This is a genomic window from Limnohabitans sp. Rim28 (assembly GCF_000293865.2).
In the GTDB taxonomy this organism is placed as follows: domain Bacteria; phylum Pseudomonadota; class Gammaproteobacteria; order Burkholderiales; family Burkholderiaceae_C; genus Limnohabitans_A.
On sequence record NZ_ALKN02000009.1, the window covers coordinates 60429 to 76204 of the forward strand.

General features: G+C 59.2%; 16 protein-coding genes. 4 read left to right on the forward strand and 12 right to left on the reverse strand.

Features of this window, described 5'->3' with window-relative positions:
* Nucleotides 1–13: 13 nt before the first annotated feature.
* From B472_RS11400 to B472_RS11415, 4 genes are all read right to left on the reverse strand, one after another.
* On the reverse strand, nt 14–991 hold the full coding sequence (locus B472_RS11400; RefSeq protein WP_019427052.1) for a beta-ketoacyl-ACP synthase III: 978 nt from the start codon (nt 989–991) through the stop codon (nt 14–16).
* Nucleotides 988–2052 carry a phosphate acyltransferase PlsX gene (gene plsX, locus B472_RS11405; RefSeq protein ID WP_019427053.1) on the reverse strand — a complete coding sequence of 355 codons (1065 nt, stop codon included), beginning with the start codon at nt 2050–2052 and terminating at the stop codon, nt 988–990. Before plsX ends, B472_RS11400 begins: the two co-directional genes overlap by 4 nt.
* Before the next feature lie 108 nt (nt 2053–2160).
* Nucleotides 2161–2343 (reverse strand): 50S ribosomal protein L32, encoded by a 183-nt coding sequence (gene rpmF, locus B472_RS11410; RefSeq protein WP_005794249.1) that lies wholly within the window; start codon nt 2341–2343, stop codon nt 2161–2163.
* Between the two features lie 123 nt (nt 2344–2466).
* Nucleotides 2467–3015 carry a DUF177 domain-containing protein gene (locus B472_RS11415; RefSeq protein ID WP_019427054.1) on the reverse strand — a complete coding sequence of 183 codons (549 nt, stop codon included), beginning with the start codon at nt 3013–3015 and terminating at the stop codon, nt 2467–2469.
* A gap of 104 nt (nt 3016–3119) precedes the next feature.
* Between B472_RS11415 and B472_RS11420 the strand changes: the two genes are divergently transcribed.
* Entirely contained in the window at nt 3120–3686 is a 567-nt protein-coding gene (locus tag B472_RS11420) for a Maf family nucleotide pyrophosphatase (protein ID WP_019427055.1), read from the forward strand.
* Nucleotides 3683–4456, forward strand: a complete 774-nt coding sequence (locus B472_RS11425; RefSeq protein WP_019427056.1) for an SAM-dependent methyltransferase — start codon at nt 3683–3685, stop codon at nt 4454–4456. Before B472_RS11420 ends, B472_RS11425 begins: the two co-directional genes overlap by 4 nt.
* A gap of 19 nt (nt 4457–4475) precedes the next feature.
* Here the strand turns inward: B472_RS11425 and B472_RS11430 are convergent, their stop codons facing one another.
* The 4 genes from B472_RS11430 to B472_RS11445 are packed head-to-tail and all read right to left on the reverse strand — an operon-like array spanning nt 4476 to nt 7529.
* On the reverse strand, nt 4476–5492 hold the full coding sequence (locus B472_RS11430; RefSeq protein ID WP_019427057.1) for a S49 family peptidase: 1017 nt from the start codon (nt 5490–5492) through the stop codon (nt 4476–4478).
* A 2-nt stretch (nt 5493–5494) separates the two neighbouring features.
* Nucleotides 5495–5860: a Rieske 2Fe-2S domain-containing protein gene (locus B472_RS11435; protein ID WP_019427058.1), complete on the reverse strand. Its 366-nt coding sequence runs from the start codon at nt 5858–5860 to the stop codon at nt 5495–5497.
* A 12-nt stretch (nt 5861–5872) separates the two neighbouring features.
* Nucleotides 5873–6541 (reverse strand): HAD family hydrolase, encoded by a 669-nt coding sequence (locus B472_RS11440; RefSeq protein WP_019427059.1) that lies wholly within the window; start codon nt 6539–6541, stop codon nt 5873–5875.
* Nucleotides 6513–7529: an RluA family pseudouridine synthase gene (locus tag B472_RS11445; RefSeq protein ID WP_050995454.1), complete on the reverse strand. Its 1017-nt coding sequence runs from the start codon at nt 7527–7529 to the stop codon at nt 6513–6515. Before B472_RS11445 ends, B472_RS11440 begins: the two co-directional genes overlap by 29 nt.
* A 590-nt stretch (nt 7530–8119) precedes the next feature.
* Here B472_RS11445 and B472_RS11450 point away from each other — a divergent pair.
* Nucleotides 8120–11101, forward strand: coding sequence for an Rne/Rng family ribonuclease (locus tag B472_RS11450; protein WP_019427061.1), 2982 nt, complete (start codon nt 8120–8122; stop codon nt 11099–11101).
* A 125-nt stretch (nt 11102–11226) separates the two neighbouring features.
* On the opposite strand, the gene B472_RS11455 is transcribed toward B472_RS11450, so the two are convergent.
* Genes B472_RS11455 through hemC form a run of 4 tightly spaced genes read right to left on the reverse strand, consistent with a single transcriptional unit; the run spans nt 11227 to nt 15364 of the window.
* On the reverse strand, nt 11227–12522 hold the full coding sequence (locus tag B472_RS11455; protein ID WP_019427062.1) for a heme biosynthesis HemY N-terminal domain-containing protein: 1296 nt from the start codon (nt 12520–12522) through the stop codon (nt 11227–11229).
* Between the two features lie 6 nt (nt 12523–12528).
* Entirely contained in the window at nt 12529–13587 is a 1059-nt protein-coding gene (locus tag B472_RS11460) for a uroporphyrinogen-III C-methyltransferase (RefSeq protein ID WP_019427063.1), read from the reverse strand.
* On the reverse strand, nt 13584–14432 hold the full coding sequence (locus B472_RS11465; RefSeq protein WP_019427064.1) for a uroporphyrinogen-III synthase: 849 nt from the start codon (nt 14430–14432) through the stop codon (nt 13584–13586). The genes B472_RS11460 and B472_RS11465 overlap by 4 nt, the downstream gene beginning before the upstream one ends.
* A 14-nt stretch (nt 14433–14446) precedes the next feature.
* A complete protein-coding gene (gene hemC / locus B472_RS11470) occupies nt 14447–15364 on the reverse strand; it encodes a hydroxymethylbilane synthase (protein ID WP_019427065.1) in 918 nt (305 codons plus the stop codon).
* A gap of 130 nt (nt 15365–15494) precedes the next feature.
* Between hemC and B472_RS11475 the strand changes: the two genes are divergently transcribed.
* The gene (locus B472_RS11475; RefSeq protein ID WP_019427066.1) at nt 15495–15764 is read left to right on the forward strand and encodes a hypothetical protein; all 270 of its coding nucleotides are present in this window, start codon (nt 15495–15497) and stop codon (nt 15762–15764) included.
* Nucleotides 15765–15776 lie beyond the last annotated feature (12 nt).

The following is a 15776-nucleotide window of genomic DNA, read 5'->3' on the forward strand; positions in this document are numbered from 1 at the left end:
TGCGGCGCTTGGGTCAGTAACGCAAGAGGACTGAGCCCCAAGTGAAGCCCCCGCCAACGCCTTCGAGCATCAGGGTCTGACCACGCCGGATGCGCCCGTCGCGCACAGCAGTGTCCAGCGCCAGCGGAATCGAGGCCGCCGAGGTGTTGCCGTGCTGGTCAACGGTGACCACCACTTTGTCGGGGCTCAGCTTCAGTTTCTTGGCCGTGCTTTGCATGATGCGGATGTTGGCTTGATGAGGGATCAACCAATCGATGTCTGCATCGGTCAGATGGGCCTTGGCCAAGCTGGCGCGAGCGGTTTCTTCGAGCACGCCCACCGCCAGCTTGAAGACCGCTTGTCCGTCCATCTTGAGCACCGGGTCGCCCAAAATACCGCCACGGTTGACATGACCCGGCACGCACAAAATGTCTTTGTACTTGCCATCGGCATGCAAATCGGTGGCCAAAATACCGGGGGTGTCCGAGGCTTCCAACACCACAGCGCCTGCACCGTCACCAAACAACACGCAGGTCGTGCGGTCCTTGTAGTCAAGGATGCGGCTGAAAATTTCGGAACCAATCACCAAAGCGCGCTTGGCTGAACCGGTCTGGATCATGGAATCGGCCACGGTGAGTGCATAAATAAAGCCACTGCACACGGCTTGTACATCAAACGCCGGACAACCTGACGCACCCAGCTTGTGCTGAACCATGGTCGCCACAGACGGGAAGACCATGTCAGGGGTGGATGTGGCCACAATGATCAAATCGATGTCTTGTGCGGTCAAGCCTGCTGCACTCAGGGCCTGACGCGCAGCATGGGTGGCCAAGTCGCTACAACCCTGCTCATCGGCAGCGAAGTGCCGCGCGCGAATGCCCGTGCGTTCTACGATCCAATCGTCAGAGGTCTCAACACCTTGCTGTGCCAGTTCAGCGGCAAGGTCGGCGTTGCTCAGGCGTCGCTCGGGCAAATAGCTGCCCGTGCCCAAAATGCGTGAATAGATGCTCATACAGTGGTGACCGCGATCTCTGAAGGCTCTGCTTGAGCGCCCATCAACAAGGGGGCTGCATGGGCAATTCGCTCTCGAACGCGATCCAACAATTGGTTTCGGGCTGCATCATAAGCCCGGTTCAAGGCATTCTCAAAGGCCAACTCGTCTGCCGACCCATGGCTTTTGAACACCAGACCACGCAAACCCAACAAGGCAGCGCCGTTGTATCGACGGTGGTCAACTCGATTTTTAAATGCCGTTAAGACCGGATAAGCCAATAAGGCCGCAAATTTGGTGAAGATACTGCGCGAGAACTCCGCCTTGAGAAAGCCGCTGACCATGGTCGCCAAGCCCTCGCTCGCCTTCAGGGCCACATTGCCGACAAAACCATCGCAGACCACAATATCGACCGTGCCTTTGAAAATATCATTGCCTTCCACATTGCCATGAAAGTTCAAATCACCCGAGTTGGCAGCCGATCGCAACAGTTCTCCGGCTTTTTTGATGATTTCATTGCCTTTTATGGCCTCTTCGCCAATGTTGAGCAAACCCACTGTGGGTTGGTTTTTGTTTTGCAAGACCGATACGAGGGCTGAGCCCATCACAGCGAACTGCAACAAATGCTCCGGGGTGCAATCGACATTGGCACCCAAATCCAGCATGGTGGTGCCACCGCCCTTGAAATTGGGCATCTGACCTGCAATCGCTGGACGGTCAATGCCTTCCATGGTCTTGAGCACATAACGGGCGATGGCCATCAAGGCGCCGGTATTGCCCGCAGAGACGGCCACTTGAGCCTGACCATCGCGCACCTGCTCTATGGCCAGACGCATCGAAGAGTCTTTTTTCTTGCGCAAAGCCACTTCCAAAGGGTCATCCATCTCCACCACTTCGGTGGCCACAACCACTTGCGCACGCGGATCCGAAAAACCCGCCAAGGCCTCAGCCCGGCCCACCAAAATCAAGCGCGCTTCAGGGTGAGCGGTCAAGAATCGGCGGCAAGCCGCGAGCGTGACGCGAGGGCCGTGGTCACCGCCCATGCAATCGACAGACACAGTGATCGGGTTGGGTGATGTCATGTCATCCTTCGGATCAAAACCGGGAGAAATACAAGCCATAAACTAAAAAGCCCGAGGCTACTCAAAAAGTAGCGCCGGGCCTCTGGAGGCTTGAGGGCTGCGGGCCGATCAAGCTTCCGATTTGTTTTTGAGCACTTGACGGCCGCGGTAAAAACCGTTGGGGCTGATGTGGTGACGCAGATGTGTTTCGCCCGTGGTCGGCTCCACAGCGATACCCGGCACGTTCAGTGCGTTGTGCGAACGGTGCATGCCGCGCTTTGAAGGCGACTTTTTGTTTTGTTGGACGGCCATGGTGGCTCCTTGAAAGCTTGGAGGCCGCGACGATGTGAACGCAGCTTCTGGTTGAAGGGATGTCACTTGGCGCACCAAGCGAAGCTCACGATTATAGCCCAAGCTGCGTCAGCTGCAGGGAACTTATTTGGACACACCTGTTTTGAGACTCGCCAAGACGCCAAACGGGTTGGGGCGCTCGGAGGCAGCCTCAAACGCCGGATCGGCCACGGACATGGGTAAAACCTCTGGGCACACCTCGTGCAAGGGCACCAAAGGCAAGGCCAAGATCAACTCATCTTCCACCAAAGCCAGGGCATCAAAGTCGCGACTGAGCACCAAAATGTCTTCTTCCGACTCGTCATCCAAAGCCGCTGCCGTCGCCTCATCGGCCACAAAACGAAAGGATCGCTCTGCTGAAACTTCCTGCAAAACAGGTGTCAGGCAGCGCTGGCATTGCATGGGCAACTGCACAGAAGCCCGCAAATCCAGCCAAATCTGGTCTGCACCACCTGCTTGCTCGACCCAGCGACCCTGAAGCTGCCAGAGCACGGCACCTGCTGCGAGCTCCTGTCCATGCTCCTCGACAGCCAAACGAGGCCAATCGGTCAAAGCGCCCTCTCCGCGCAACGCCAAGCCGTCTCGCGCAAACGACTGCAAATCCAAGTGTTGGGGGTCGATTTTTTTATCCATGGGCAGCAGTGTAAGAGAATCACCCCTCTGCACACACCGGGATCTGCGCTGTGACAACGACTTTTGCCAATTCACCCCTTCAAACCTCTGTCAGCCGTTCTGTCGTGCTGGGCTCGACCTCGCGCTACAGGCGTGAATTGCTGGAGCGGCTGCGCATTCCTTTTGATGTGACAGCCCCAGAAGTTGACGAAACACCTCAGGCTGGTGAGCCCCCCAAGGCTTTGGCCTTGCGCCTGGCTTTGGCCAAAGCCCAAGCAGTCGCAGCACTTCACCCCGAAGCGGTGGTGATCGGCTCCGACCAGGTGGCCGATCTGGGGGGGCAACCCTTGGGCAAACCGGGTGATCACGCCCGCGCCGTGGCCCAATTGCGTCAAATGCGGGGCCAAACCGTGATTTTTCAAACCGCTTTGGCCGTGGTTTGTTTGGCTTCGGGCTTTGAGCAAGTTGATTTGGCCGAGGTGCGGGTGGTTTTTCGGGACCTGAGCGACGCCGAAATCGAGGCTTATTTGCACGCCGAACAACCCTATGATTGCGCGGGCAGCGCCAAGAGTGAAGGTTTGGGCATTGCCCTTTTGGAGTCCATCGACAACGATGACCCCACCGCCCTGATCGGGCTTCCGCTCATCCGCACCGCCCGACTGCTGCGCAAAGCCGGAGTGAAACTGCTGTGAACACCCCCACCCTGCACAAAGGCCGCCTGTTTTTGGTGCCCACCCCTCTCGACTTCGGTTGTGCCGAGCAAGCCCCCATCCAGGATGTGTTGCCGAACCGCACATTGGCATGCGCAGCAGGCATCCAACATTGGGTGTGTGAAAACGCCAAAAGCACCCGGGCGTTTTTGAAGCGCGTCGGCGAAACCCACACCTTGATCGCCCCCCTGCCCGAACAGACCATCACCGAGCTGCCTCGCCATGTGCACAAAAAAGGCGATCACCAATCTGGTTTTGACGGCAAGCCTCTCTTGGCGGCAGCCTTGCAAGGACGCGATGTGGGTTTGGTCAGCGAAGCAGGCATGCCTGCGGTGGCCGACCCAGGCAGCTCTGTGGTGCGTGCCGCGCATGATCTGGGCATCACTGTGGTGCCCTTGGTGGGTCCGGTATCGCTGCTGCTGGCCCTGGCCGCCAGTGGTCTCAATGGCCAAAATTTCGCATTTGTGGGGTACTTGCCTCAAGACGCAGCAGAACGATCGGCGCGCCTCAAACAACTGGAATCGTTGGCTCTCAAAACAGGTCAAACCCAGTTGTGGATCGAAACCCCTTACCGCAATGCCGCCATGTTGAGCGGTTTGCTGCAAAGCCTGCAAGCCCAAACAAGGCTGGCCATTGCCAGCGGCTTGACCTTGCCAACGGTCCACATCCAAAGCCACAGCGTCGCACAATGGAAAAAGGGCAGACAAGGCCCTGATGGTCATACGCCCGCGGTTTACGCCATCGGGCCTTGATGTTGGAGCAGCGTGATGCTCAGCGCAAGACCGCAGGCTTGTTCAACAAACGAACAGCGCCCTCGCCCACTGCCACGCCAAAACGCTTGACCAGGCGCTCGGCCACATTTTCACGCTGGGTGTAGTCGATCACATCCGGCGCTTTCACCACATCTCTGGCCACGCCATCGATGCTGCCCAAGCTGTCGGCCAGCCCCAGATCCACCGCTTGCTGTCCGCTCCAAAACAAACCACTGAACATGTCTGGATTATCTTTGAGCCGATCACCCCGGCCCTTTTTCACCACATCAATGAACTGCTTGTGGATTTGATCCAACATGGCCTGTGCATGCAAGCGCTGAGGTGCGGTTTGGGGGCTGAAAGGATCCAGAAATCCTTTATTCTGACCGGCCGTCATCAGGCGACGCTCAACACCGAGTTTGTCCATCAAGCCTGTGAAACCAAAGCCATCCATGAGGACGCCAATGCTGCCCACCAAACTGGCTTTGTCCACAAAAATTTGATCCGCAGCAGCGGCAATGTAGTAAGCCGCCGAAGCGCAAGACTCTTCCACCACAGCGTAAATGGGTTTGTTGTGCAAAGCCCGCAAGCGGGTGATCTCATCGTTGATCAAACCCGCTTGCACCGGACTGCCGCCCGGGGAATTGATCAACAGCACCAAAGCCTTAGATCCTGGGTCTTCGAGTGCAGTGCGCATGGAGGACATGATGTTTTCTGCACTGGCCTCCGTGTCTGAGGAAATTTCTCCCACGATGGTGACCAAGGCTGTGTGCGGGAAGCTGGTGCTGGTCGCCGGTGAGCCGAAGCTGAAGACTTGCCACAGTACAAAAACAACAAGACCCATCCAAGCCAATCGCAGACCCAATTTCCAGCGGCGATCGCTTTGCTGCTCTTTCAAGTGGGCAAAAGCCAGTTTTTCCAAGGTTTCGCGCGCCCAACTTTCTTGTGCAGCCAAAGGGGGCACATGGGCAGCGGCGGCCGAGTTCACAGGCGAATTTTCAACGGGCTTGGACGTGTTGTCCTGGGGGTCTTGCATGGTCAAAATTCGAGAGGTTTTAAGTTGTAAGCAGTATGCCAGTGAACCACGCCTTCGCGCTCTGTCAAGTCTATTTTGACCAAGCCGCCTCGACACGGACCACCGGCGCAAGCACCGGTATCGGGCTGGTAAGTGGCGCCGTGCGTGGCGCACATCAACCAACGGCCTGTATCGTCAAAAAACCGGTCCGGTTGGTAATCCATCTCCATGGCCACATGGGTACATCGGTTCAAGTAGGCATGCACTTGGCCCTGGTAACGGATGGCAAAGGCGCGACAAGTCTGTCCGGCATAAACAATGTCAAAGGGCACAGCCCGTCCGCCATTGACCAAGTCGGCGCTGTTGCACAAAGGGACTGTGGGTTCCATGGACGCTCCTGATCAGGCGTGTTGCAGCAACCAGTCATGCAAATCGCGCACACTGTGCGCCACATGGCGTGGCTTCAAAGCATGAAAGGCATCAGGCTCATGCGCGCCATAGCTCACCCCCACGCTGGCGCAGCCCGCGTTCAGGGCCATTTGCAGGTCGTGCGTGGTGTCACCGATCATCAAGGTGCGCTCGGGCCGGGCGCCAAACTCGCGCATCAATTCGTTGAGCATCAAGGGACTGGGCTTGCCCGCCGTCTCATCGGCCGTGCGTGAGCCGTCAAAACGGTGACGCAACTCGACCGCCTGCAGGGCCTCGTTCAAGCCAGAACGGCTTTTCCCGGTAGCCACCGTGAGCCAGTGGTGTCGGGCTTTCAACTCGTCCAGCATGCCCAATACCCCATCGAACAGGCTGATGTCGTGCTGGTGCTGCAGGTAATGGTGGCGGTAACGCTCCCCCAGGGCCGGGTATTTGTCCTTGGGCACATCCGGTGCGGCGTGGGCCAAAGCGGGCATCAAGGCCATGCCAATCACATACGACGCGGCCTCTCGGGTGGGCTCTTGCCCACCCACATCGACCACCGCCCGCTGAATGCAGCGGGTGATGATGGCGGTGGAATCGAACAAAGTACCGTCCCAATCAAAAGCGATCAGGTCAAACTGGCGGGGTCTGGTGTTGGGCATGGTCAACGTAGGCTTTCAAGTCGGGGGGCAAATCGGCTTGCAAGGCCACTCGCTCGGCGGTTACAGGGTGATTGAACTGCAAGCGCCAAGCATGCAAAAACATGCGTTTCAGGCCGGGGCCCGCGCTGGGCTTGAGCAACTGGCGGTTCCAGTCAAAGTCCCCATATTTGTCGTCCCCTGCAATGGGGTGGCCTTGCGAAGACAAATGCACCCGAATCTGGTGGGTGCGGCCGGTTTTGATGGTCACTTCCAGCAAGCTGGCACCTGGCAGGCGCTGAGCCACCTTGACCAAGGTGATGGAACGCATGCCGTCCGGGTCATCGGCTGTGGTCACGCGCACGCGGCGCTCGCCTTCTTGACCGTCTTTGCCAGGCAACAAGAATTTGTGCAGTGGCTGGTCAATCACCTTGAGCTTGGCGGGCCAATCCCCTTTGACCAGCGCCAAATAGGTTTTACCGGTCTCACGTTCCCGAAATTGGTCTTGCAGGTGCTTCAAAGCGCTGCGTTTCTTGGCCACCAGCAAAATGCCACTGGTGTCGCGGTCCAAACGGTGCACCAATTCCAGTAATTTGGCTTGCGGGCGAGCTTGGCGCAGCTGCTCGATCACCCCAAAACTCACCCCGGACCCGCCATGAACCGCCACGCCTGAGGGTTTGTCGATGGCCATCAGGCTGTCGTCTTCGAGCAAAACGGGAAATTCACGCCCAGGCGCAGGTTGCGCGGCTTTCTCGGCCACTTTTTCAGAAACACGTACAGGGGGCAAACGCACCTGGTCGCCACTTTCAACACGGGTTTCGGCCGAAGCCCGTCCCTTGTTGATGCGCACCTCACCGCTGCGGATGATGCGGTAAACGTGCGTTTTGGGAACACCTTTCAGATGACGCATCAAAAAGTTGTCCAATCGCTGTCCCGCCGACTCCTCGTCCACCAACAACCATTTGACAACAGGTGTGGTATCAGCCGTCTTGGACCCTATAATGTGATTCACTGGCAATTGGCTGTAAGTGGTTGATTCAAATGGAAATGAATTCCTGTAGGCAGGAGTTTAGTCCACCACCACCGCGCCAAACCAGATGGTCGATGCCACCCTCGGCACGATTTTGCAGACTGAAGGCCCTTGCCGACAGTGGCAAAACGCCCCGGAGGTTGGGCCGACGCCCAGAAACCCAGATACGGAATACCCCAAGTTGAGCAGCCCCCGAGGCTGCTCAACGGATCAAAGCGAGATGGTTGTGTTGTTCGGAACTTTGCTGATGTGGATGAAATGGCTCACGAAGCCATGCGTCTTTGTCACGCCTTGTGACCGGCAGTTTGTCTTAGACACCGGGGGAAGCCTCCGGCAGTGGACGAATCTCTGCACACCTTTTGACTCGCCCCATCCACGCGCCACGACCCCCATTCCTGTGCTCGCGCACAGCTGAGTGGTCGGTCAACTTCGGCAATTCCATTCGTTTCAGGCGTCAGCTCCGGCAACGTGGGCTTTGCGGTTCTCCAGAACGCAAAGCCGGTTGTGTAAACAGGTTTTGCGTGCAGTGACTTTCTGCGCCAAAGCCAAGCTGAACAGAGAAGGAATGCATCATGAAACGGATGCTGATCAACGCCACGCAAGCTGAAGAGCGCCGCTTGGCCATCGTCGATGGACAAAAACTCCTCGACTACGAAATCGAAATTGAAGGCCGCGAACAACGCAAGGGCAACATCTACAAAGCTGTGGTGACCCGCGTCGAGCCCTCACTGGAGGCCTGCTTCGTCGATTACGGTGAAGACCGCCACGGCTTTTTGCCCTTCAAGGAAATCTCGCGCCAATACTTTGCTGAAGGCGTTGCCGTCAGCCAAGCGCGCATCCAAGACGTCATCAAAGAGGGCCAGTCTCTGTTGGTGCAGGTCGAAAAAGAAGAGCGCGGTAACAAAGGCGCTGCCCTCACCACCTTCGTCAGCTTGGCTGGTCGCTATGTCGTGCTCATGCCCAACAACCCCCGGGGTGGTGGCGTCAGCCGCCGCATCGAGGGCGACGACCGGGCCGAGCTCAAAGAAGCCATGGACCAGTTGGAATACCCCAAGGGCATGTCCATCATCGCCCGCACCGCTGGCATTGGCCGCTCTGCACCCGAGTTGCAGTGGGACCTCAACTATTTGCTCAAGCTTTGGACTGCAATTGACGGCGCCACGCAGGGCAAAGGCGCTTTCCTGATTTACCAAGAATCGTCGCTGGTCATCCGCGCGATTCGTGACTATTTCAACAATGACATCGGCGACATCCTGATCGACACCGATGACATTTATGACCAGGCTCAGCAGTTCATGAGCCACGTCATGCCCGAATTCGCGCCTCGTGTGAAACGTTACCGCGACGACGCGCCACTGTTCAGCCGTTTCCAGATCGAGCACCAGATCGAATCGGCTTATGCCCGCACCGTGCAACTGCCGTCCGGCGGCGCCATCGTGATCGACCACACCGAAGCTTTGGTGTCGGTGGACGTCAACTCGGCCCGCGCCATCAAGGGCGGTGACATCGAAGAAACTGCCACCCGTACCAACCTGGAAGCTGCCGACGAAGTGGCCCGCCAAATGCGTTTGCGCGACCTGGGCGGCCTGATCGTGATCGACTTCATCGACATGGAAGAGGCCAAGAACCGCCGCGAAGTGGAAAACCGCTTGCGCGATGCCTTGCGCCAGGACCGTGCGCGCGTGCAGTTCGGCTCGATCAGCAAGTTCGGCCTGCTGGAAATGAGCCGCCAACGCTTGAAGCCTGCCTTGAGCGAGGGCGCGTCCATCCCCTGCCCACGTTGCGGTGGCGCTGGCCACATCCGCGACACCGAAAGCTCGGCGCTGCAAATTTTGCGGATCATCCAAGAAGAGTCCATGAAGGACAACAGCGCGGCGGTGCACGCCCAAGTTCCTGTCGAAGTCGCGTCTTTCTTGCTCAACGAAAAGCGCTCCGAAATCGCGAAGATCGAACTGCAGCAACGCATCAACGTGCTGTTGGTGCCCAACAAATCGCTCGAAACGCCGCATTACAAGCTGGAGCGCTTGAAACACGACGACCCGCGCCTGGACCGCATCGAAGCCAGCTACAAGATGGCGGACGAGATCGAAGACGCGACCACCGTGACACGCCGCTCTCAAGAGCCCACCAACAAGCAAACGCCTGTCATCAAAGGCGTTTTGCCGGATGCACCCGCCCCCATGGCGCCGGTCAAGGCCGAGGCCCCTGCCGCCAAATCAGCCACCAAAGTACCCGCACCTGCACCTGTGCCTGCGGCCGCAGCCAGCGGTGGCTTCTTTGCTTGGTTGAAAAACTTGTTCAGCGGCACGTCTTCTGAACCTGCACCTGCAACAGACAAAAAAGACGACAAGACACGCGATGCTCGCCGTGAAGGCGGCCGTGATGGCCGCCGTGGCGGGCGCGATGGTCGCCGTGGCGAGCGCAGCGAATCTGCCACAGGAGAAGTCCGCGCACCCCGCGAAGGCGGTCGCCGAGGCGAAGGCCGAATTGAAGGCCGCGAAGGCGAAGCCCGGCCGGCACGTGCTGAACGCACAGAACGCAGCGAGCGCACTGAGCGTGGTGAGCGCCCTGCGCGTGAGGGACGCCGCGATGGCCGATCCGAAGTGCGTGGCGAAGGTCGCTCCGATACACGCTCAGAAGCCCGCGCCGATGCACCGGCAGAGCTGAATGCCGACGGTACCGAAGTGCGCCAAGAACGCGCACCACGTGAAGGTCGTCGCGAACGCGGTGAGCGTGGCGGTGAAGGCCGTCGTGAACGCGGCGATCGGGGGGGCGAGCGTCGTCAAGCCGACGCGTCAGCACCTGAACTCAATGCTTCCGAAGCAGCAGCCAACGCTGCGGATCCCATGGTCGGCAACCCATCGACCGAAGGCACCAACAGCACAGAAAACACCGGTGAGCGCCGTGAGCGCCGTTCACGTGACCGTTATGGCCGTGATCGCCGCGAACGCAACGTTGAAACCCGCCAAGACAATGCGCCAGAAGAAGGTCAGGCCGACCTGGCCGCATCGACAGACCTGCCGGCACCAGCCCAAGCCGAAGAGCGGCCGGCTGGCCGTTCATACTTTGAACGTGCACAAGCTTCAGCGGCGCCAGCAGCGGCCCCATCCACAGCAGCATCGGACAGTGTCATCCCAGTGATTCCCGAAGCTGCACCGATGGCCGAAGCAGCCGTGGCAGCAGAAACACCTGCCAACGCGCCTGCACCAACGCCGGCCTCTGCACCCGTCACCGCTGCGCCTGTGGCAACCGCAACGACCTTGGCACCAGCACCGACTGCAGCAACGACGCCAGAAACACCCGTCAAGGGACTGCCGACCGTCAGCAGCTTCGATCTGCCCATCGAGAGCTTGGCTCAAATTGCCCAATCGTCGGGTTTGGTTTGGGTCAACTCTGACATGGCCAAAGTAGCGGCAGTACAAGCGGCCATCGCGGCTGAACCCCAAGCCGTGCGCGTGCCACGCGAGCGTCCTCCAGCGGTGGTCCTTGATGAAGGTCCCTTGGTCTTGGTGGAAACGCGCAAGGACCTGAACACACTGAAGGTGCCCTTCTGATCCAGGCGCGGGCGTCTTGAGTCAACATGAAAACGGGCCTCAATGGCCCGTTTTTTTTGGCAAGTCCCTCAACCCACAAGCTTCAGGCTTGCATTGACAAGATCAATGGCCAGAGCGATTTGAGATCAATGGGCAGCGCACTGGGCGGCTTGTTTCCAAGCCACCGCAGCTTCGAAAGCGTCTTGGCGTTGCTCGGCCAGTTCAGCCAGCCCCATCCAGGCCTTACGCTTGAGCGCTGGGCTCTCCAGATTCTTGGTGGCTTGGGTCAACAGCCCTTGCGCCTTGCCCCAAAGGCGATGGCGCAAGCACAACATGCCGGCCAAGTACTGCAAATGGGCAGCCCTGGGCTGGGCTTGCTGAGCACTCTCTAAACGGCTAAGCCAGACCAGGGCGTCTGGGGCGTCGACGCCTGGCAAACAAGCGTCTAAGGCTTGCACCACACCGAGCAGTTGATCCGACGACCAGGGTCGGTTTGACGACTGAACCAGTGCCCACAGGTCTTGCAACCAGGACCTCGCCGTTTGAGGGTCTCCCGCCAATTGCAACCAACGCAGAACGGCTTGCGATGCCACCTCGGGCATCAAGCGCTGCGCGGGTGTCAAGCGCAGCCAAGTGCGCTGCAAGGTCTCGGCGTCGTGCGTGTGTGAGATCAACTCCAACACCAAGCGAGACACCAAGCTTTCGGCGGCGGCAGAGGAAAATGCTTTGTGTTTGGCCAGCAAAGTGGCCGTCTCCAGCGCCTGTGCGGGCTGACCAGACAAGCGGGCGGCTTTGAGCTGAAGACGCATGGTCACCATCCGCCGACCCGCAGCAGGCGGCAAGGCTTTGATTTGCGCCAAACTGGCAGCTGCGTCACGGTCGTCCAACAACCAACGCGCCGACCGCAGCAAAGAACCTTCCAACAAGGTTTGGCCCGCACTGCCTTGGCTCTCGGCCGCTTGTGCCAAAGCCAAATCCAGGTGGTGTTGACGCTGTGTTTTGTCTTGCAGGGCGTGGCTGGCCTCGGCCGCCATGATGTGTGCCAGCGTTCGCAATGCAGCGGCATGCTCCAAATGAACGCCCGCTGCCGCCAGCAAAGCCTCTTTGTTCAAAGTTTGCTCGGCCGACTTGCGGGCTCGCAAAAAACGGCCCGCCATAAAGTGTCCAATCGCATCCAGCAAAGCTGCGTGGCTGGCTCTTTCTTTCTGTTGCAAACGCCAGCGCTGGGCTTTTTGGGGCAACGAAAAAAAGGCCTCCAATGCCCGCTGGGCAAGGATCACCAGCAAGATCACCGACAAAACCATCAAGAAAGCGAGATTGAGTGAGATGTCTACCCGGTGCGGATAAAGAAACAAACTCACCGTGCCTTGGTTATTTCCCGCAAGCCAAGCCCCAGCGGCCGCCAAGGCAAACAAAATGATGAGCCACAGAGCTGCACGCATGTTGATTTACCTTCCAGCCGCAGCCGTGCTGAGGGCCGTCAGCGTGGCCTCTATGCGGGGGACTTCGGCCGTTCGCACTTGTTCAGTGGTTTGCTCCAATAACTGCAACAACTGCGTGGTGCGACGGGATTGCGGCTCAGCGTAGCGACGCACCAAAATGGCCGAGGCATTGAGGTCGGCCCGCACGCCGTCCTTTTGACGCGCCAACAGGCCCAAGCGCGCATTGAGCAACTTGAGCTTGAGGTTTTCGCGCACGAAAAAGGCTTGCTCAGGCGACAGCAAGGCGGCCTCCGGCGTGTCAATGCGGCTGACCCTCAACAAACTTTTGAACTCATCTCCCATGCGGGTCAAACCGGCCATCCACCAAGTCGTTGGTGCAGCACTGGCCGCAGGTTCAGACTGCCGGCGCAGCCTGTTTTGTTGTGCATGGGCGTCGTTGGCCAGTACAAGGCCATCCACCAAGGCAACACCTTCGTCGAGCTTGGCCATCAAACCCGGCAAATCGAAGCTTGGCAAGCTGTTGATTCGATCCAAGTCTTTTTCCAGGGCACGTGCCAGCGGCATGAGCCGCGGTTGCGATGTTCGCTGCACCCGTTTTTGTGCCGACTGCAGTGCCGCGAGCAAGGGTTCGGTGCTGCCGCTCATCAAGGCTTGCTGCTGGGCAATGCGCAAAGCCGATTCAAGGTCCACCAACAAATTTTCATCGCGCGAACGCGACAGGCTTTGCATCAAATCTTCCAACTGGGTGCGCTGTAAAGCCACTTCAGCAAGACGCGCCTCCATGAGCGCGATTCTGGCCGCGCTGTCTTTCACGGTTTCTTGGGCTTGTTTGGCCCAAGTTTTGGCCTCCAAGGCCTGAACCCCAGAGTCTGCGCTCTGGCGAGCCAACTGCTCTTGAATGCGTGAGAGTTTTTGCCACAAGAAAACCGAAGACAACAAGGCCAGCAAGGCCAAAGTGCCCATCAAAAACAAAACCCATGAAGAGCGTTGCGTGGTGGGCGCACCAGAAACAATCGGCTCGCTGGCGGGCTGGGCGTCTGGAAGGTCGGCTGAGGGGGGTGTCATGCCATTGATTTTATAGACAGCGCCTGCGCCTCAAGGCCAGCCGGTACCAAATCAACACACATCCAACCCCATTGCTTCAACCTGAGGGCAATGCGCGGGTGGGTGGCCAAGGCTTTGGCCCGATCCAAACTCAAATCTGGGCAGGCCTGCAGCAGGTGCTGCGCTGCCTCTGAACTGCTGAACAACCACCAGCTGCCGTCGCTCATGGCTTGTCTTGCACGGTTTTTTTGCGCCTCGCTCAGCCGGGGGGCACGGCGCACATAGGCCACCGTCTGCAGCACTTGAATGCCCGCAGATTCCATCTGCAAGGCGAGCCAGTCACGCCCAGCCAACTGGCCATCTGCATCGGCACCGCGCACGATCAACACCACCGCTGGCGCCTGCACAGCGGTCTTGCCGCCTGCACAGTCAATGCCCCGACGTGCCTCGATCACACGTGGCGCAACCAAGGCCCACAAGGCTTCTGAGTCAAATTGAGGCGCGGTTTCATCAGGGGAGTCGATCAACTCGGCCGGCCAGCCCTCTGCCAGCAAAGCCGCCCGGGTGCCCGGCCCCGTTGACCAAGCTCGGCAGGGTTGAATCGGCCAGCCAGCCGGTCGCGCGGCCATGAAATGACGCACGGCGTTGGCACTGACAAACATCACCGCCAAATGATGGGGCACGGCTTGCCATGCGCTCGTCAAGGGCGATGGGTCTTGCAAACCGGCAATGTCGATCAAAGGCAAAGACTCGCATTGCACCCCCAAAGCCTGCAAAGAATGCGCCCATGCTTGGGCTTCACGCTCAGGGCGGGTGACGATCACCCGAGGGGCATCGCCCGACATACGCAAGGGCGCCAGCGCCATGTCAGCGCCCGGCTTCAATGTGCTCCGCCGTCGCGCAGGGCCTGTGCCACGCTCAGGCCCAAAGCCTCGGCGGCCTCTAGGCCATCTGTGCTGGCATGCGCGTCGGCTGTGACCAAGGTGGTGCTGCCCTCCGGGTCACCCCAGGCCGCTTGCAGCTTGAGCACACCGCCCTCGATGGTGGCGTGCGCGGCCAAAGGCATGGAGCAACTGCCACCCATGGCACGGCTGACGGCCCGCTCGGCCGCCACGCGCCGCCACGAGGGTGCATCGGCCAGCTGCGCCAGCAGGGCGCGCAAATCGGCCCGGTCACTGCGGATCTCAATGCCCAAAGCACCCTGCCCTGCGGCGGGCAGCATTTGATCGGTTTCAAAAATGTGGCGAATCCGCTCGCTCATCTCCAGACGCTTGAGTCCTGCAGCCGCCAGCACAATGCCCGCGTACTGGCCTTCGTCGAGTTTGCGCAGGCGTGTGTCCAGGTTGCCTCGCAAGGGCTCGATTTTCAAATCGGGGCGCAAGGCACGGAGCAACACGGTGCGTCGCAGGCTCGATGTGCCCACCACAGCGCCTTGCGGCAAGTCTTCCAAACGCGCGTATTGCGACGAAACCCAAGCATCCCGCGGGTCCTCGCGCTCCATCACGCAGGCCAACTCAAAGCCCTCGGGCATGTCCATGGGCACATCCTTGAGCGAGTGCACCGCGATGTCGGCGTGGCCCTCTTGCAGCGCCACCTCCAGCTCCTTGACGAACAAGCCCTTACCGCCCACCTTGGACAGGCTGCGGTCCAAGATTTGGTCACCCTGGGTGGTCATGCCCAGCAATTTGACCGTGCAGCCCAGCCCCTCGAGCAAGGATTTGACGTGTTCTGCTTGCCACAAGGCCAAACGGCTCTCTCGGGTGGCGATGACGATAGCGGGTTGGGTGGACTCGGTCACAGAAAGCTTCCTGAAAAAAATTTTGATCGCATCAAAATGAAATCAAAGGGTCAATTTGTCTGTTCAGGCGATGCTAGCATGACGTCAAGGGAAATTGACACCTTCCGAACGCTCTTTGTTGACAAGCTGTTTGCCGCAGCTCACCCTGAAACAGGCTGCTTCTCCGCCCACCTTGGCACCCCATGGCAGCCCCCACGGTTCACCGCGCGACAAACCAGACCGCGAACGCCCTCTGCTTGAAAACATTGGTTTGCTGGGCCGAATTGGGGGCGATTTGAGCCGGGTGCAGGGGGGCCCCGAGACGGACCCGTGTGTGCCGCGCGGTAGCCACACCTCGATCAAGGGGATGGCGGCAGGGCTGCGCAACACCGGCCAACCGTCAGTTTTTGGGCGCGGCTGACCGCCCGATAAA